This window comes from Pedobacter sp., from assembly GCF_040513095.1.
In the GTDB taxonomy this organism is placed as follows: domain Bacteria; phylum Bacteroidota; class Bacteroidia; order Sphingobacteriales; family Sphingobacteriaceae; genus Pedobacter.
On record NZ_JBEVDX010000036.1, the window covers coordinates 44,279 to 61,173 of the forward strand.

Annotated in this window: 17 protein-coding genes; 10 read left to right on the forward strand and 7 right to left on the reverse strand. The window is 44.0% G+C overall.

Translation table 11 applies throughout. The features are described 5' to 3' along the window. The first annotated feature begins 101 nt into the window (after positions 1–101). The 6 genes from ABWY16_RS05140 to ABWY16_RS05165 all read left to right on the forward strand — a co-directional run bounded on the left by ABWY16_RS05140 (position 102) and on the right by ABWY16_RS05165 (position 6,116). On the forward strand, positions 102–1,589 hold the full coding sequence (locus ABWY16_RS05140) for a glycine--tRNA ligase (protein ID WP_353903582.1): 1,488 nt from the start codon (positions 102–104) through the stop codon (positions 1,587–1,589). 142 nt (positions 1,590–1,731) lie between these two features. Beyond that, on the forward strand, positions 1,732–2,421 hold the full coding sequence (locus ABWY16_RS05145) for a CAP domain-containing protein (protein WP_353903583.1): 690 nt from the start codon (positions 1,732–1,734) through the stop codon (positions 2,419–2,421). Between the two features lie 69 nt (positions 2,422–2,490). Then, a complete protein-coding gene (locus ABWY16_RS05150) occupies positions 2,491–2,970 on the forward strand; it encodes a GtrA family protein (protein ID WP_353903584.1) in 480 nt (159 codons plus the stop codon). Positions 2,971–3,054: 84 nt separating this feature from the next. Next, positions 3,055–4,839, forward strand: coding sequence for an aromatic amino acid hydroxylase (locus tag ABWY16_RS05155; protein ID WP_353903585.1), 1,785 nt, complete (start codon positions 3,055–3,057; stop codon positions 4,837–4,839). Then, complete coding sequence (locus ABWY16_RS05160; protein ID WP_353903586.1) at positions 4,840–5,541, forward strand: SDR family NAD(P)-dependent oxidoreductase; 702 nt, start codon at positions 4,840–4,842, stop codon at positions 5,539–5,541. Between the two features lie 59 nt (positions 5,542–5,600). Then, entirely contained in the window at positions 5,601–6,116 is a 516-nt protein-coding gene (locus ABWY16_RS05165) for a C40 family peptidase (RefSeq protein WP_353903587.1), read from the forward strand. A gap of 7 nt (positions 6,117–6,123) precedes the next feature. On the opposite strand, the gene ABWY16_RS05170 is transcribed toward ABWY16_RS05165, so the two are convergent. Beyond that, complete coding sequence (locus ABWY16_RS05170) at positions 6,124–7,017, reverse strand: flavin reductase family protein (RefSeq protein ID WP_353903588.1); 894 nt, start codon at positions 7,015–7,017, stop codon at positions 6,124–6,126. Continuing rightward, positions 7,017–8,012, reverse strand: a complete 996-nt coding sequence (locus ABWY16_RS05175) for a fumarylacetoacetate hydrolase family protein (protein ID WP_353903589.1) — start codon at positions 8,010–8,012, stop codon at positions 7,017–7,019. Before ABWY16_RS05175 ends, ABWY16_RS05170 begins: the two co-directional genes overlap by 1 nt. Before the next feature lie 334 nt (positions 8,013–8,346). Here ABWY16_RS05175 and ABWY16_RS05180 point away from each other — a divergent pair, with 334 nt between their 5' ends. From ABWY16_RS05180 to ABWY16_RS05190, 3 genes are all read left to right on the forward strand, one after another. Beyond that, entirely contained in the window at positions 8,347–9,513 is a 1,167-nt protein-coding gene (locus ABWY16_RS05180) for a homogentisate 1,2-dioxygenase (protein WP_353903590.1), read from the forward strand. A gap of 39 nt (positions 9,514–9,552) precedes the next feature. Continuing rightward, the gene (hppD, locus tag ABWY16_RS05185) at positions 9,553–10,680 is read left to right on the forward strand and encodes a 4-hydroxyphenylpyruvate dioxygenase (protein ID WP_353903591.1); all 1,128 of its coding nucleotides are present in this window, start codon (positions 9,553–9,555) and stop codon (positions 10,678–10,680) included. A gap of 105 nt (positions 10,681–10,785) precedes the next feature. Then, the gene (locus tag ABWY16_RS05190) at positions 10,786–11,706 is read left to right on the forward strand and encodes a YihY/virulence factor BrkB family protein (protein ID WP_353903592.1); all 921 of its coding nucleotides are present in this window, start codon (positions 10,786–10,788) and stop codon (positions 11,704–11,706) included. Here the strand turns inward: ABWY16_RS05190 and ABWY16_RS05195 are convergent. Both ABWY16_RS05195 and ABWY16_RS05200 read right to left on the reverse strand, forming a co-directional pair. Continuing rightward, on the reverse strand, positions 11,703–11,981 hold the full coding sequence (locus ABWY16_RS05195; protein ID WP_353903593.1) for a hypothetical protein: 279 nt from the start codon (positions 11,979–11,981) through the stop codon (positions 11,703–11,705). The two genes, ABWY16_RS05190 and ABWY16_RS05195, sit on opposite strands and share 4 nt — an antisense overlap. 106 nt (positions 11,982–12,087) lie before the next feature. After that, on the reverse strand, positions 12,088–12,675 hold the full coding sequence (locus tag ABWY16_RS05200) for a porin family protein (RefSeq protein WP_353903594.1): 588 nt from the start codon (positions 12,673–12,675) through the stop codon (positions 12,088–12,090). Between the two features lie 143 nt (positions 12,676–12,818). Between ABWY16_RS05200 and ABWY16_RS05205 the strand changes: the two genes are divergently transcribed. After that, positions 12,819–14,585 carry a histidine kinase N-terminal 7TM domain-containing protein gene (locus ABWY16_RS05205; protein ID WP_353903595.1) on the forward strand — a complete coding sequence of 589 codons (1,767 nt, stop codon included), beginning with the start codon at positions 12,819–12,821 and terminating at the stop codon, positions 14,583–14,585. Positions 14,586–14,638: 53 nt separating this feature from the next. Here ABWY16_RS05205 and ABWY16_RS05210 read toward each other — a convergent pair whose 3' ends face one another. The 3 genes from ABWY16_RS05210 to ABWY16_RS05220 form a co-directional block, all read right to left on the reverse strand. Then, positions 14,639–14,938, reverse strand: coding sequence for a hypothetical protein (locus ABWY16_RS05210; RefSeq protein ID WP_353903596.1), 300 nt, complete (start codon positions 14,936–14,938; stop codon positions 14,639–14,641). A gap of 130 nt (positions 14,939–15,068) precedes the next feature. Beyond that, positions 15,069–15,656 (reverse strand): riboflavin synthase, encoded by a 588-nt coding sequence (locus ABWY16_RS05215; protein ID WP_353903597.1) that lies wholly within the window; start codon positions 15,654–15,656, stop codon positions 15,069–15,071. 6 nt (positions 15,657–15,662) lie between these two features. After that, positions 15,663–16,895 (reverse strand): acetyl-CoA carboxylase biotin carboxylase subunit (locus ABWY16_RS05220; protein WP_353903598.1); only part of this gene is annotated, 1,233 nt, incomplete at its 5' end.

Below are 16,895 nucleotides of genomic sequence, written 5' to 3' on the forward strand. Positions count from 1 at the left end.
AAGCCCTTTTTAACAGCTGCACCGCTATCCCTCTCAAAAGTAATAATTAGTCCTTACTTATTCGGTCAAAATTAACCTCAACTTTCTATCTTTGCAGTATTATGGCCAAAACGAATAACGACGAACAATTTAAAAATGTGATCTCTCACGCTAAAGAATACGGTTTTGTATTTCAAAGCAGCGAAATTTATGATGGATTAAGTGCCGTATATGACTACGGTCAGATGGGTGCCGAACTTAAAAACAATATCAAAACATACTGGTGGAAATCAATGGTACAAATGCATGAAAACATTGTAGGGATCGATTCTGCAATATTTATGCACCCCAAAGTATGGAAAGCCAGCGGACACGTGGACGGATTCAGCGACCCGATGATCGATAACAAAGATTCGAAAAAACGTTACCGTGCAGACCAGTTATTAGAAGATAAAATTGCCCGTTATGAAAAAGACGGCAAAACAGATAAAGCAGCAAAACTTCAGTCGGATATGGACGAGGCGCTGAAAGCAGAAAACCTGCCGCAGTTAAAAGTACTGATCGAAGAACATGAGATTGCCTGCCCGGTTAGCGGCACGAAAAACTGGACGGATGTACGCCAGTTTAACCTGATGTTCAGCACCCAGTTCGGGGCGATGGCCGAAGGTGCCGAAGAAGTTTACCTGCGCCCTGAAACTGCCCAGGGTATTTTTGTAAACTTCCTCAACGTACAAAAATCAGGAAGAATGAAAATCCCGTTTGGGATTGCACAGATAGGCAAGGCTTTCAGAAATGAAGTGATAGCCCGTCAGTTCATCATGCGTATGCGCGAATTTGAACAGATGGAAATGCAGTTCTTTGTTCGCCCGGGCGAAGAAATGAAATGGTATGCCTACTGGAAGGAAGCACGTCTGAAATGGCATACTGCACTGGGCACAGACCCTGCAAAATATAAATATCATGACCACGCAAAACTGGCGCATTATGCCAATGCAGCAGTTGATATTGAGTTTGAATTCCCCTTCGGATTTAAAGAAGTGGAGGGGATCCACAGCCGTACAGATTTCGATCTTACCCAGCACCAGGAATTCTCAGGTAAGAAAATGCAGTATTTTGATAACGACCTGAATGAGGAAGGCAAACCTTATGGAAATTACATCCCTTATGTGATTGAAACTTCCATTGGTTTAGACCGCATGTTCCTGCTTACGTTGATCAATGCATTTGAGCAGCAGGACCTGAGCGAAGGCGAGAAAGTTGACAGCCGTACAGTACTGCACTTACACCCTTGCCTGGCTCCTATCAAAGCAGCAATCCTCCCACTAACTAAAAAAGATGGACTGCCGGAGAAAGCCCAGGCGATCATGGACAATCTGATGCTTGACTATAATGTAGTTTATGAAGAGAAAGACTCTATAGGAAAACGCTACCGCAGACAGGATGCAATAGGAACACCTTTTTGTATCACAATAGATCACCAGACCCTGGAAGATGATACTGTAACGATCCGCCACCGCGACAGCATGGAGCAGCAGCGTATAGACATCAAAGACCTGAACGACCTGATCGAAAGTAAAGTAAGCTGGAAAAACCTGCTGAGAAAGTCTTAGAAGATAATTTAAATAGCAAAAGAGCCTGTATCGCACCAGCGTGTAGTACAGGCTTTTTCGTGATTAAACTATTTCATCAGCAAATGGTCTTATTATTGTTATTGAGGGATCAGCAAGCTAAACCCGATACCGACGCTACAAAATGAAATTCACATCTATCCTTTTTTTTCTCCTGATCTTCAGCTCATTTGCTTCAAAAGCACAATCGTCCAACAATATGTGGACACAGGAAGAACTCGACAATGCAAACACAGCCAGAAATACGGATTACCTGAACGAGGAGGAAAAACAGATCGTATTTTATATGAACCTGGCCCGTACAGACGGAAGGAAATTCTTCGAAACCTATTTCCAGGATTTTGCAGATGCCTACAATGTCGATATGCAGCGTTACAGTAATTATAACGACCTGAAGGTAAACCGTAAAGACAAATACTACAGGGGTTTGCAGGAAGACCTTATGGAGATTAAAGACCTCCCCTTGTTTAGTCCCGATGAAACTCTTACCTGGATAGCCCAGCAACATGCAAAAGACCTGAGCAAAAACAATAAGGCAGGCCATAACTCCACAGATGGCAGGACGGTGAAGGACAGAATTTCCAAATTCTATCCCCGCAGGGCTATGGCTGAGAATCTCGCTTTTGGCTTTTCAAAAGGCCTGGCCAATGTATGCATGTTACTGCTCGACAAAAATGTGCCTGATTTAGGGCACCGGAAAACAATACTGGGCACAGGTTATAATCTGAGCCTTGTGGGGGTGAACATCAGGACACATCCCGGATACAGGTACTGTGCAGTGATCGACTTCATTTCGGCACCGCCGGCCCGCTAGGCAATCATAATTTCGGGAAATGATCTGCATTCCCTAAATTGCGCCGCTTATTGAGTACCTTATTTGACTATGCGTAAAGCCCTCCTCAGATTTATTGATTTTTTTTATCCACCATTTTCACGCTGGCTTTCTCTGCATACTTTCAGGTACGTAGTTTCAGGTGGTACAAATGTGGCGAGCGGGATCATTTTATACTTCCTGATTTACAATTATGTGCTGCATCAGCAGGATGTAATCCTTCCCTTTCGCCCGGGCATGATTACCGCTCCGGTAGCAACACTGATCATTGAGGCGCCCCTCACTTTCGCTATCGGCTTTACGCTGAACAAGTACCTCGTATTTACGAAATCCGACCTCAAAGGCAGGATTCAGATGTTCAGGTATGCCATCGTCGTATGCACAAACCTGATGCTCAACTTTGCCATGATCAAGCTCATGGTCGAAACTTTTAATTTTTATCCTTCTGTAGCTAAGTTCGTCACTACCATCATATTAGCTGTAGCCAGTTATTTTATCCAGACGCACTTCTCTTTCAGGGTAAAAAAATAAATCAAGATAAAGTAAAAGGACGTCCGTTTCCTTGATAAATCCTTCACACAGGCTTACCTTAGTGCTATCAAATATAAATTGGTTATGAGTGATTTCAATGACTTTAAAAATCCGCAGGTAGCTAAATTGCCAAAACATTTAAGGCAGTTTATTGTGGATCAGAACTATGATAAATATACCCCGGTAGACCAGGCTGTATGGCGGTATGTGATGCGCCAGAATTACAGCTATCTGAAAGATGTGGCTTATTACCCTTACATTAAAGGATTACAGCGTGCCGGACTAAGCATAGAATATATTCCGGACCTGCAGACCATGAACGACAATCTTGGCAAACTTGGCTGGGGTGCAGTAACTGTGGACGGTTTTATTCCACCGGCAGCTTTTATGGAATACCAGGCCTGCCGCGTATTGGTTATCGCAGCCGACATCCGCCAGATTAACCATATAGAGTATACTCCCGCTCCCGATATTATTCATGAATCGGCCGGTCACGCACCTATCATTGCCGATGCAGACTACAACAGTTACCTGAGCTATATAGGTTCTATCGGAGCAAAAGCAATGTTCTCCGCCAAAGATTTTGAATTGTATGAAGCCATCCGCGCACTGTCAATTCTGAAAGAAGCTGTAGATGCACCAGAATATGAAATTGCCAGGGCCGAAAATCACCTGAAGGAAATTGCAGAAAATATGGGCGAGCCTTCAGAAATGGCTTTGCTAAGCAGGCTGCACTGGTGGACGGTGGAATATGGATTGATCGGAAGCCTTGCAGATCCTAAGATCTACGGGGCAGGTTTACTTTCTTCCATTGGAGAGAGTGCTTCCTGTATGATGGATACCGTTAAAAAGATTCCATATACGATAGATACGATCAGGTACGCCTACGATATTACTAAAACACAGCCTCAGCTATTTGTAACTGAAACTTTCCAGAACCTGATCGATGTGCTGGACCAATTTGCTGACACCATGGCCTTCAGAACAGGTGGCTCTGAAAGTATCATCAAAGCGATGGAATCCCGCAATCCGGCTACTGCTGTATACAGCTCAGGCTTGCAGGTTACGGGAATTTTCACTGATATGGGCCTCAGCTATGATGATCAGCTTACCTTCATTAAAACCAGTGGACCATCGGCACTGGCCGTTGGGGGTAAACAGCTTGAAGGACATAGCAAAGTTTACCATAAAGACGGATTTTCATCACCCGTTGGCAAATTAAAAGATATTTTGCAGCCATTGGAATCCTTTAACCTGGATGAACTTAAAGCTATTGCTGTAGAAGAAGGAAAATGGGCGGTTCTCACTTTTGACAGTGGCATCCGGGTTTCCGGTCTCGTACAATCAATTGTTCGCTTTGCTGATAAAACCGTAATGATCTCTTTCCTGGATTGTACAGTAAAAGAAAGCAATGGAAATGTTCTTTTTCAGCCTGAATGGGGAACTTACGATATGGCAGTGGGTGAAAAGATTGTCTCCGTATTTAACGGCGCCGCTGATAAGGAAGCTTATGAAGAACTCAGCCACATCAGCGGAAAACAGACTGCAAAAGTGATTTATGGGGAGACAACAACACAATTGCATCAGATTTATAAAACAGTAAGATTGATCAGGGAAGGTAAAGAACAGCATGACCGGCTCCCTGAACTGTTCGGTCTTTTAAAAACAAGATATCGCCAGGACTGGTTAGCTGCACTCGAGATCCTGGAAATACTGCACTATACCGGTGCTTATCCCGAGCTGGAAAAGGAAGTAAGGATTTACCTGGAAATGAAAGCTTCCAATGAACCCGACCACAAAAAACTAATTAACGACGGACTGCATGTAATTGCAAATCCCGTTACCCAACTCATAACAGAAGAAGATTAAATGAATATCGTATTAACAGGCGCAAGCAGTGGAATAGGCTTTGAAACCGCATTGGAATTTACATTAAAAACGGAAAACAAAGTGGTCTGCATAGCCAGATCAGCCGATAAATTAAGGAAACTGCTGGAAATTGCCAGGGGCATTAACCCTGAATGTACCCTGCTGCCTGTTGAGTTTGATATTGTTTATGATGATTATGCTGCCCTTGTTCCCTTTCTGCAGCAGCGGCTGGGAACTATAGATATCCTGATCAATAATGCCGGCCAGCTGATCAACAAACCCTTCGCCGATACCACTGCAGAGGATATGACCAGCATGTTCCAGAGTAATGTGCTGGGCCATTTCAACATGATCCGGAATTTGCTGCCGCTGATGGGAAGCGGCAGCCATATTGTGAATATCAGCAGTATGGGAGGTTTCCAGGGAAGCGTTAAATTTCCCGGGCTTTCTGCCTATTCTGCAAGTAAGGGAGCCCTTGCTACACTGACGGAATGCCTTGCCTACGAACTGGCAGAAACCGGAGTTAAAGTCAACTGCCTGGCTCTGGGCTCTGCACAAACCGAAATGCTGGAAAAGGCCTTCCCAGGATATGAATCTCCCATCATGGCTTTTGAAATGGGTAAATATGTAGCTGATTTTGCGGCTACGGGACATAAGTTTTTCAATGGCAAGATCCTTCCTGTGGCAGTAACCACACCCTAAAATTTTTTTTGGCCATTTGCCCTATTGATATATTTTTTAATATCTTTAGGGCAACAAGTATGAAAAAAGTCCTTCTTTTCCTCTGTTTCACAGTACTGTTCGCCACTGCCGGCGAAGCACAGACAGTTCCTGGTAAATACAAAGAACTACTTGACAGGCTGAACTCACATTTCTCAGCAGAAACGCCTGCCAGCAAACTAATCAGCTTCGCTAAAACTATGATAGGCGTGCCTTACCGTTATGCATGCAGCAGCCCTACTATTGGTTTCGACTGCTCTGGTTTTGTCAGTTATGTGTTTCACAATTTTGGTTTTGATGTACCCCGGTCTTCTACAGAATTTAATGTAGCAGGCAGGCCGATCAAGCTCGAAAACGCAAAAGTGGGTGATGTATTAGTTTTTACCGGCACAAATCCAAGAAAAAGAATTGTTGGCCATGTAGGCATCATAGCCGATATTGAAGGAGATACGATACACTTTATCCATTCTACTTCGGGAAAGGCACATGGGGTAACGATCACCACTCTCAATGCCTACTACCGAAGCAGGCTGATGAAAGCAGTGAGTATTCTATAAACCCGGATCAGCTTTCCAGCAGCACAACTTTTAAAGCACTGATTACATCGCCCTTATTAAGCATTTCTTTGGCCAGTTCATGCAGTTCCCGCTGACGGTTGGCTGAATCCCCTATGGTGGCATCTAGTACTTCCTTCACTGCAGCGCTATGCCTGATCATATCAATTTCCTCTTCAGAAGGGATTTTCTCCACATTGCCCAGCATCCCCAGATCGTTCCCGGTAAGGACGTAAGAATTCCTGACCTGTCTCGGCAGTGCATCAACACCAATTCCAGTGGTAGTGAGTGGCTTGGCAACTTTGAACAGGTTCTCAGGGGTTACCCGGCAATACCAGTCGCCCCCCAGGCGTGCCACCAGATCGATCTTTGCCTGGTCAATTTTACCCTCCGCATCCAGGATATCCTCCCTGATATGGATCAGCTTCACTTCTGCCAGTATCAGGTTTCCCGCACCGGGGTTTTCCCCCAGATGAATTACTTCCCGCACGATACACTCCATCTGTACCGGCGCTTCGGCAACCCTCGGCGACTTCACCAGCTGCGAAGCCTGCATCGTAAATCCGGCTTTTTCAAACTCATTTACCCCTTTGCCGTAATCGGTACTCGCCAGGCTCATCTGCTGAACCATCGGGTAATTCACTATATTGATCACACATTCCTTTACCAGCAGAATATTTTCGAGTGTATGCTTTGTGGTATTGTCTTTTACCCTTCTCGCAGGAGAAAAAATACACAAGGGAGGATTGGTGCTGAACATATTGAAAAAGCTGAAAGGGCTCAGGTTTACATTGCCCTCCGGATCAATGGTGCTGGCAAAACAGATGGGCCGCGGCGCTACTGCATAATGCATGTAGTTTTGCAGCTGGGCAGGACTCAGGTCGGAGACGTTCAGGCTAAGCATTATTTTTTAAGGGCTAATATAGAGAAATCCGTATCCGCCCTGCGTATGGTATTGCTCAGGCGACCAAGACCAGTGATTTCCATTTCAACCACATCACCCTCCTGCAGCCATTGAGGCTGGTAGTTCGGGTCATCCAGCAAACCGGTTCCATTCAGTTCCAGGAAACATCCCGTACCAACAGTTCCCGAACCAATTACATCCCCCGGCAAAATAGCAGTACCGTAAGCACAGCGTTCTATGATTTCTGCAAAAGTCCAGTCCATATCGGCCATATTGCCTGCAGAAACCTGTTTGCCATTTACAGAACAGGTCATGCTCAAATTATAGGAATTACCGGTATGGCCGGGTTTGGCCGCAGTTTTATATGCTTCCAGTTCATCTGGGGTAACCAGCCAGGGGCCTATAACTGTAGAAAAGTCTTTACCCTTGGCAGGGCCAAGGTTCAGGAGCATCTCCTCAATCTGAAGTGTACGTGCGCTCATGTCGTTCATGATCATGAAACCGGCAATATACTGATCCGCCTCGGCAGCAGTAATATTTCTTCCCTGTTTTCCTATCACAATGGCTACTTCCAGTTCGAAATCCAGTTTCTCGAAATGATCCGGCATACATTCTATTTCACCGGGCCCGCTGATGGCATTGTGGTTGGTAAAGTAAAATATAGGGTACTGGTCAAATTCAGCAATCATCTCTACTTTTCTGTTCCTGCGCGCCGCAGCAACATGCTGCCGGAATGCATAGCCGTCACGACAGGACGAAGGATGAGGTACCGGCGCGATAAGTTCATAGAAAGCCTCTTCTTTAGGTTCAATTGCGCCCGATTTAATTCTGGCATCAATAGCCAAAGCACGTTCCATCAATACTTCTGAATCCTTCAGAAAAGAATTCATATCATTGGGTATTTGCTTGTCGCAGGAATGCAGGTTATAGATATGTCCGTTGACGAAAACCCCCAGGTGTTCCCTGTCTTCTGTTTTGTAGGATACTAATTTCATAAAGTTTATATTTTGGCTGCGTTTTGTTTGATATGAATCAAAGCTAGAGATTTTCGACGGAATATGATTTAAATCTACAACAATTAGAATGTAAGGATAATTTTGATTACTGCTGATTTAATTCTTAAATTAGCACACGCATTATATGACAAACAGCAATCTTAAATATCAGGAGCGTATTGCCAGCCAGGTTCTGGCTTCCTTCCGGTATGCTATGCTTTCGAAGCTCATATTTGCCCAATATTCCATTTAAGCTTTTCCCGGCCCTTATCTATTAAACGTTTTCACGTTTTCTATACCTCCCGTATTTTAACCAATATATAATCCTATAGTTATGCCCATTTATCATACCTTGGGTACCATTCCGCCTAAACGGCACACTGTTTTCCGTAAACCAAACGCTGAACTTTATGCTGAGGAACTGGTATCGACAGAAGGGTTTTCAAGCCTGTATTCGCTTGTCTATCACTGTCATCCCCCAACCATCGTCAAATCCCTGGGAGAGCCGTATTCCGTAGAACCCAGGATTGCGAGGGAAAAACACCTCAGACACACTTCGCTGATCGGCTTTAACATCTCAGCAGAAGATGATTATCTGCAAAGCAGGAAACCAGTACTTGTTAACAGTGACCTGCACATCTCTCTCGCTGCACCACGTAAATCCATGACGGATTATTACTACAAAAACAGCCAGGCAGATGAAGTAATTTTCATCCATCAGGGCTCAGGAACGTTAAAGACCGGTTTTGGTAAAATCCGCTTTGCCTATGGCGATTACCTGGTTATTCCCCGCGGTACCATCTGCCAGCTGGAATTTGACGATGCGCAGAACAGGCTCTTTATTATAGAAAGTTTTAGTCCCATCCGCACACCTAAACGCTACAGAAATGAATATGGCCAGCTGATGGAGCATTCGCCCTACTGTGAGCGGGACATCAGGAAACCAGCCGATCTGGAAACATTTGATGAACTGGGCGACTTTAAAGTGCTCATCAAAAAACAAGGCTTAATCTATCCCTATACCTATGGCACACATCCTTTCGACTTTGTGGGCTGGGACGGGTTCCACTATCCCTGGGCCTTCTCCATACATGACTTTGAGCCGATTACCGGCCGGCTGCATCAGCCGCCTCCTGTGCACCAGACTTTTGAAGGCCATAATTTCGTGATCTGCTCCTTTGTGCCCCGAAAATACGATTACCACCCATTATCTATTCCTGCGCCTTATAACCATAGTAACGTGGACAGTGATGAAGTCTTGTATTATGTAGATGGTGATTTCATGAGCAGAAAAAGTGTGGTGAAAGGACAGATCACCCTGCATCCCGGAGGAATTCCTCACGGCCCCCACCCGGGAACAGTAGAAAAATCCATCGGGAAAGAGAAAACCGAAGAACTGGCCGTCATGATAGATCCTTTCCGTCCGTTGATGCTCACAGAAGATGCACTGAAAATTGAAGACGAAAATTATCATAAAAGCTGGCAGATCAATGTAGAATAACCACCAGCAGCTACTAACAAAACATTAAATAAAAAAACCATGCAAACTCAATTTGTAGAAAAAGAAACATTAACCCCGGATTTCCTGCCCTTAAACGGCACAGACCATGTGGAACTGTATGTAGGAAATGCCAAACAATCAGCACACTTTTATAAAACCGCCTTCGGGTTTAATACTGTGGCTTACGCCGGACCTGAAACAGGACTGAGAGACAGGGCTTCCTATGTATTACAACAGGGAAAGATCAGGCTGGTACTCACTACGCCGCTCAAATCGGAAGGCCCGGTAATGGAACACATCAAAAAACATGGGGATGGAGTAAAGATACTGGCACTGTGGGTAGATGATGCCTATAAATCCTATGAAGAAACCATGAAACGCGGTGCCAGATCCTACCAGGAACCGCAAACGCTTAAAGATGAATTCGGCGAGATCCGAACAGCAGGAATCTACACCTACGGTGAAACAGTACACCTTTTTGTAGAACGCAAAAATTACACCGGTGCCTTCATGCCCGGGTATGTGGCAACAGAAGGCGGATACCAGCCCGGAAGTACGGGCCTGCTTTATATTGATCACTGTGTAGGAAATGTTGGATGGAACCGGATGAATGAGGCTGTAAGCTGGTATGAAGAGGTAATGGGCTTCAGGAATATCCTTTCATTTGATGATAAACAGATCAATACAGAATATTCTGCTTTGATGAGCAAAGTAATGAGCAATAAAAATGGCTACGTTAAGTTTCCGATCAATGAACCGGCCGAAGGCAAAAAGAAATCCCAGATCGAAGAATACCTGGAATATTATGAAGATGAAGGCGTTCAGCACATCGCGGTCGCTACGCATGATATCATTACCACCGTGAGGGAAATGAAGTTAAGAGGTGTAGAATTCCTGAGTCCGCCACCACGTGCTTATTACGAAACACTGCTGGAAAGAGTAGGCAGCATAGATGAAGATATCGCACCATTGCAGGAATTAGGTATCCTGGTAGACCATGATGAGGAAGGCTATCTGCTGCAGATCTTCACTAAACCGCTGCAGGACCGCCCTACATTGTTCTTTGAGATCATTCAGCGCAAAGGTGCACAGTCATTTGGTGCAGGCAATTTCAAAGCCTTGTTTGAATCGCTTGAACGCGAGCAGGAACTGAGGGGCAATTTGTAGAATGCCACTCTTCTTTTGGACAGGAAAGCAGGGCCTCCCCTGCTTTCGCTGTTTAATATTAAAAAAATTTGAGTAATTTCGGATCTTAGCTGAAATCAAAGAGGAATGCCCCATACCATTATCAAAAGAACCCGCTTATTTTCTGAACACCTGAGATCAGCATTTAAACTGTTTCAAAAAAACGATCCTCTGAGACTGGCAGGTGCAACTGCATTTTTCACCAACTTCGCCCTGCCACCCATTTTACTGATCCTCATCCGGCTTTTCGGCTTTTTTGTAGACCGGAGAATCCTGGTTACCAGGATCTTTGAACGCTTATCCAGTATCCTGGATGAGAGCAGCACCAAACAGATCAGGCAGACCCTCAGAAACATCCGTGGCATGGACCATAAATGGTACGCTACCCTCGTCAGCTTTGTGTTTTTTCTTTTTGTAGCCACAACACTTTTCAGCGTCATCAAAAATTCAATGGACCAGATCTGGTCTATCGGCATAAAAGAACATTCCAGCTTTCTTTTTAAATTAAAGATACGTGCCAGGGCTTTCATTATTATTCTTGTTGCCGGATTATTGTTTTTTGTGGGTTTAATCACAGACAGTATCCAGGCATTCATCGGCCCTTATATCAATACTGCGGCCCCTACGGCCGGAAGGGTATTTCTGATGATCCTGAATCAGATCCTGTTTATTATCATTGTCACCACCTGGTTCAGTGTTTTATTCCGGTTCCTCACCAGCGGAAGACCCACATGGAAATCATCTGTAAGGGGAGGATTGCTGACCGGTATATTGTTCACTCTTGGCAAGTATATTCTGCGTTTTGCTTTGCCCCTCAGTAATATTGGCAATATCTATGGAGCATCAGGTTCCATTGTACTGATTATGCTTTTTGTGTTCTACTCTTCCTTTATTTTTTATTTTGGGGCCTGCTTTGTCAAAGTATTGAGTGATGCCAAAGAAACTCCCATACGCCCCATTAAAGGAGCGTTTAATTATGAGATAAAAGAGGTATTAAAGACAAGCTAGTTGAGTTCTTCAGGGGCGGTCTTTTCAAAGCCATGCATTTCAAATACTGCCAGTTTATTAAACAGATTGTAGTGTATGGTACCAAAGAAATTGATGATCCCATCCTGATTTTTACCTTCTATGCAAATGCTCTCCTGTGACAGTTGGGGATGTTTAAAAAACTGGTTAGTCAGTAGTTCCTCGTCTTTGATTTTGATATCGGCGATATCAATTGCGTATTGTTTCATCAACAATAAAAAGCTGGTTCCGTTTAATAATAAGTCTTTGATATTCATAACTGTCAGGGATTTGGTGGGGACAATATTCCAGCAAATTTAGCGCCAAAAAAAAGGATAACCCGTTATGAGTTACCCTTTTAATCTGCTAATACGATATACCAGCCTAGAAAAGGCGCAATGCCAATCCGAGTGTAAATAAGTTTAATCTTGTGTCATCATATCCCGATTTCCCAATTTTGGACAATCCTGCCTCATATCGCAGATCCAGTCCCAGTTTCCCGAAATCGAATCCCGCACCGAACTGCCAGGCCACTGCCTGGTTTTTAAAATCCCCCCTGAAAACACTGCCTGCGGCATTGCCAAAAGATTGCTTGTCATCCAGGATAAAAGAAACTACAGGTCCGGTGTTTAAACGAAGGCCAACTCCTGCTGCACCGATCTTGGTACCAATCAGCAATGGCACATCCAAACTGGTAAACCTCACTTTGTTTTCCAATCCGAGATCATTGGTCAGCGTTGTGTTCTTACCCGCAAGATAAAGCTCGGGCTGAAAGTGTATGCCTGCTGCACCTATCCTTGCCCATACCCCTGCATAATATCCGGAACGGTTATCACTGCCCAGTGTATTATCAGTAGTTAGCTTGGAAAGGTTAGTACCACCTTTGATACCAAACTGGAAACTCGGAAGAACCTGACCGAATGCGATTACACTAAAGCAAAGAAATAATGCCGATAGTATTAATTTTTTCATAATGTGCTTGTTTTATTTTTATTTTGAACCAGGTAAATTTATTAATAATTTTATTGCAAACTAAATTACAGTCTTTAATAGTAATCAACTCATATTTCATAGATTTGTTTTAGCTGCCCATATTTACAGCCACAAAAAATTCAATGGCTTTTGATTTTAACGTCTACGCACTCACTTTAGTTTTTTTAGGAAGTATAACACTGCTATTGTCTTTCTATATACTAAGCAATGAGACAGGCGCTGTGCGCTGGGTAGGCTTGTTAATGTTGTCAAACTCCATATGGTCGATCGGTTACGGCTTAGAGCTTGCCAGCACGTCATTGCTGCAGATGAAACTGCTGATCAATATAGAATATCTTGGTATTACCTCCCTGCCTTTCAACTGGTTCCTGTTTTGTCTCGTGCTGGCAGGGAAAGAAAAGTGGCTCAGAAAGACCAGCAATAAAGTTTTGATCACCGTTGTCCCGCTGTTTACGCTGCTATTATTGTGGACCAACAGCCACCATCATCTGTATTACAGAAACCTGGGTATTGACAGCAGTGGCAGCTTTCCCATGCTTAAGATCTATCCCGGAATAGCCTATTACCTGTTTACATTTTATTTTTATATCCTGCTGGCAATCGGAAATTATCTGCTGATCAAAAAGTTCAGTAAGTCTGACGCAGTGTATCGCAAACAGAACAGGGCAGTACTGACCGGGGCACTTATTCCATGGATTGCAAACTTTGCATACATGCTTCATTTACGGCCGCTCAATAACCTGGACATGACGCCCTATGCGTTTATGATCGCCAATACAATGATATTTGTTGCCATTTACAGGTTCGAGTTATTTGATACCCTCCCTGTGGCACGGGAAAAAGTACTTGAGCTCATGCGTGATGGTTTTGTGGTGCTCGATCACCAAAACAGGATTATCGATTACAACTCTGCATTTCAAACATACACCAGCGCCAGCCAGTCTGGGAAGATCATAGGCAAGACTATCAATGAAATTCTGCCTGAACAGGAAGAACTGGCCCTCTTCCTGGAAAGACATGTATCTGGTAAAACAGAACTGCTGGTGGGCACCCCGGAGGGCATATATGATCTTGAAGTGGATATTACATTTCTGAACGAGAACAAGCTGAACAGGAATGCCACCATCATCAAATTCCAGGATCTGACAAACCTGAGGCAGCAGGCCTTAAAATCACAGCAGCAGGCCGGAGAACTGCAGAAACTCAATCAGCTCAAAGACCGTGTATTTTCGATTATGGCCCATGACCTGAGGGGTCCCCTTTTAAATGTGACCGAGGTTTTGAAGATGATGTCTGATGATATCATCAGCCCTGAGGAATTCAAATTTCTTGCTCCAAAACTGACAAAGGATATTTCCTATACGGCAGATTTATTGGAAAACATTCTCCACTGGTCGAGAAGCCAGTTAAAGGGTTACAGTATCAACAGGGATTATTGTGACCTGAAAGCCCTCGTATCCTCTGAGATCAACTACCATATGAAATCAGCGGCCGATAAAGAGATCACCATTACGCAGTCCCTGGATGGGGAACTGACTGCCTTCGCCGACTTGCTCATGATGCAGATGGTAGTAAGGAATTTGCTGAGCAATGCCATCAAGTTTTGCCATTCCAACTGCCATATAGATATTTCGGCATCGTATCTTGATAGCAATTTTATCTCTATCATCATCAGGGATACAGGAGTAGGCATCGCTGAAGAAAACATCAAACGGATCTTTAAAGGGGAAAACGTATCCAGCAGGGGAACGAAAAATGAAAAAGGTACCGGCATCGGCCTGATGGTCTGCTGGGATTTTATGGAAAGAAACGGAGGGAACATCACCATGCAGAGCGAAGTAGGCAAGGGAACCACGTTTGACCTGAAAATCCCAAGGGCACAGCTATAAAAAAACCCCTCATAGGAGGGGCTCTTCATATTTTTTACCGGGCTGCAGGATAATTAATTTCCAAGTGCATCATCGATCACCTGCTGTTCTTTCAATGCATCCACATTATTTTTGCTGCCAAAGTTCTGTGTTTTATCAGCAAAGTATTCCAGTATGCCAACAATCGTATCCAGGTTGTCTGCTACTCTCTGGTGCATATCCGGTAAATCTTTGTCAAGTCTTCCGTCACTCAGTTCAATATTATCTACTTCAATTTTACCTATTTTCTGAATGATTGCTTGTTGTGAATGTTGTAAGTCTTCTAATTCCCTTACAATTTTCTCCATCAGTTCAAACTTCTTTAAAGTATCCATATTATTAATTTTTAAGTCCGTGTTTATTTATAACTACCAAACACTAACCAATTACCTTGCCAGTAATTGCCTCATAACAGGTTTATTCTTTAAAGTTCTGCTGCGTTGCCATGAGCAAGCCTAATAATGGTTAACTGTGCTGAAGCAACCTTGCAACATATTTACCAATGATGTCAAACTCCAGGTTTACCGTATCACCAACCTGTACTTCCTGAAGATTGGTATGTTCAAAAGTATAGGGAATAATAAATACCGAAAACTCATCCGCTGCAGAATTCACTACTGTCAGGCTGATACCGTTTACACACACAGAGCCTTTTTCTACCGTCACATTACCCTTTGAAGCATCGTATTTAAACCGGTATTCCCAGCTTCCATCCAGTTCTTCCCGCAATACACATACTGCGGTCTGATCTACATGCCCCTGAACAATATGTCCATCCAACCTGCCGTTCATTTGCATACAGCGTTCCAGATTTACCCTCATCCCTGTTTTAAGGTACTGAAGATTGGTTTTCTCCAGTGTCTCCTGGATAGCAGTTACGGTATGAGTACTGTCTGTCAATGCAACCACCGTTAAACATACGCCATTGTGTGCAACACTCTGATCAATTTTCAATTCATTACTTAAATTCGATTCGATGGTGTAATGAAGATTAGTACCTTCCTGCACAACATTGTTTACCGTGCCGAATGTTTCTATAATACCTGTAAACATAAATTTTTAATATTTAAGCCGGTTTTTAAGCCAGTTACTTTGTGTTCCCTCCTGCTGCACTGCCGCAGCGGAAGCCTTATATTTCGTTAGCTGCTGCAAAGCTGCAATCGCAGCAATCAGTGCTTCATCCTCTTTTCCGCTTTCCTGCCTGATCAGCTCCGGGTTAAAATACTTCGCTACAAAATGTGTATCAAAATTGCCTGATCTGAAAGCCTCATGCTCCATTACAAACTTACCAAAGTTCAGAGTGGTTTGAATGCCCGTAATGTCATATTCTGAAATAGCCCTGATCATCCGGGCGATAGCTTCTTCCCGGTTTGCCCCATATGTAATCAGCTTGGCGATCATAGGATCATAATAAACCGGGATCTCCATCCCTTCTTCAAAACCATCATCCACCCTTACCCCATTGCCTTTTGGCGTACGGTAGGTTTTTAATGTTCCTATATCAGGCATAAAATTTTCCATGGGATCTTCCGCATATACCCTGAGTTCAATGGCATGTCCATTGAGTCTGATATCCTCCTGCCTAAAAGAAAGCGCTTCGCCCCTGGCAATTTTAATCTGTTCTTTCACCAGATCCAGCCCCGTGATCAGTTCCGTAACAGGATGTTCTACCTGCAGACGGGTATTCATTTCCAGGAAGAAGAAATCGAGGTTTTCATCCAGGATAAATTCCACTGTACCCGCACCTGTGTAATTTACGGCTCTGGCCACATCTACCGCACACTTGCCCATCTGCGCCCTGATCTCAGGACTGAGCACACTTGAGGGTGCTTCTTCAATTACTTTCTGGTGCCTCCGCTGAATAGAACATTCCCTTTCAAAAAGGTGAACGATGTTACCATAGTTATCCCCGAGTACCTGGATCTCTATATGCCTGGGAGAAGATACATAGCGCTCAATGAATACAGCACCATCACCAAAGGCAGACTGTGCTTCGCTGACGGCCAGCTGCATCTGCTCTTCAAAAGCTGCCAGTTCCTCAACAATCCGCATTCCTTTTCCGCCACCTCCGGCTGCAGCCTTGATCAGGATAGGAAAACCTACTTCCAGCGACCTTTTCTTTGCTTCTTCGATATCTGTAATGGCCTCTTCAGTTCCGGGCACCATTGGAATATTGTATTTCAATGCCGCGGCCTTTGCCGAAAGCTTATTACCCATGATCGCCATAGCCTCCGGTGTTGGCCCTATCAGGATCAGCCCTGCATCAGCTACCATTTTTGCAAAAGCCGGGTT

Excerpts from the sequence above, each read along its gene's own strand:
- ABWY16_RS05160 (WP_353903586.1), top strand. The coding sequence starts at position 4,840 with ATGAATATCGTATTAACAGGCGCAAGCAGTGGAATAGGCTTTGAAACC.
- ABWY16_RS05150 (WP_353903584.1), top strand. The coding sequence starts at position 2,491 with ATGCGTAAAGCCCTCCTCAGATTTATTGATTTTTTTTATCCACCATTT.
- ABWY16_RS05165 (WP_353903587.1), top strand. The coding sequence starts at position 5,601 with ATGAAAAAAGTCCTTCTTTTCCTCTGTTTCACAGTACTGTTCGCCACT.
- ABWY16_RS05170 (WP_353903588.1), bottom strand. The coding sequence starts at position 7,017 with ATGCTTAGCCTGAACGTCTCCGACCTGAGTCCTGCCCAGCTGCAAAAC.
- ABWY16_RS05210 (WP_353903596.1), bottom strand. The coding sequence starts at position 14,938 with ATGGATACTTTAAAGAAGTTTGAACTGATGGAGAAAATTGTAAGGGAA.
- ABWY16_RS05195 (WP_353903593.1), bottom strand. The coding sequence starts at position 11,981 with ATGAATATCAAAGACTTATTATTAAACGGAACCAGCTTTTTATTGTTG.
- ABWY16_RS05215 (WP_353903597.1), bottom strand. The coding sequence starts at position 15,656 with ATGTTTACAGGTATTATAGAAACATTCGGCACGGTAAACAATGTTGTG.
- hppD (WP_353903591.1), top strand. The coding sequence starts at position 9,553 with ATGCAAACTCAATTTGTAGAAAAAGAAACATTAACCCCGGATTTCCTG.
- ABWY16_RS05190 (WP_353903592.1), top strand. The coding sequence starts at position 10,786 with ATGCCCCATACCATTATCAAAAGAACCCGCTTATTTTCTGAACACCTG.
- ABWY16_RS05155 (WP_353903585.1), top strand. The coding sequence starts at position 3,055 with ATGAGTGATTTCAATGACTTTAAAAATCCGCAGGTAGCTAAATTGCCA.
- ABWY16_RS05180 (WP_353903590.1), top strand. The coding sequence starts at position 8,347 with ATGCCCATTTATCATACCTTGGGTACCATTCCGCCTAAACGGCACACT.
- ABWY16_RS05205 (WP_353903595.1), top strand. The coding sequence starts at position 12,819 with ATGGCTTTTGATTTTAACGTCTACGCACTCACTTTAGTTTTTTTAGGA.
- ABWY16_RS05175 (WP_353903589.1), bottom strand. The coding sequence starts at position 8,012 with ATGAAATTAGTATCCTACAAAACAGAAGACAGGGAACACCTGGGGGTT.
- ABWY16_RS05140 (WP_353903582.1), top strand. The coding sequence starts at position 102 with ATGGCCAAAACGAATAACGACGAACAATTTAAAAATGTGATCTCTCAC.
- ABWY16_RS05200 (WP_353903594.1), bottom strand. The coding sequence starts at position 12,675 with ATGAAAAAATTAATACTATCGGCATTATTTCTTTGCTTTAGTGTAATC.
- ABWY16_RS05145 (WP_353903583.1), top strand. The coding sequence starts at position 1,732 with ATGAAATTCACATCTATCCTTTTTTTTCTCCTGATCTTCAGCTCATTT.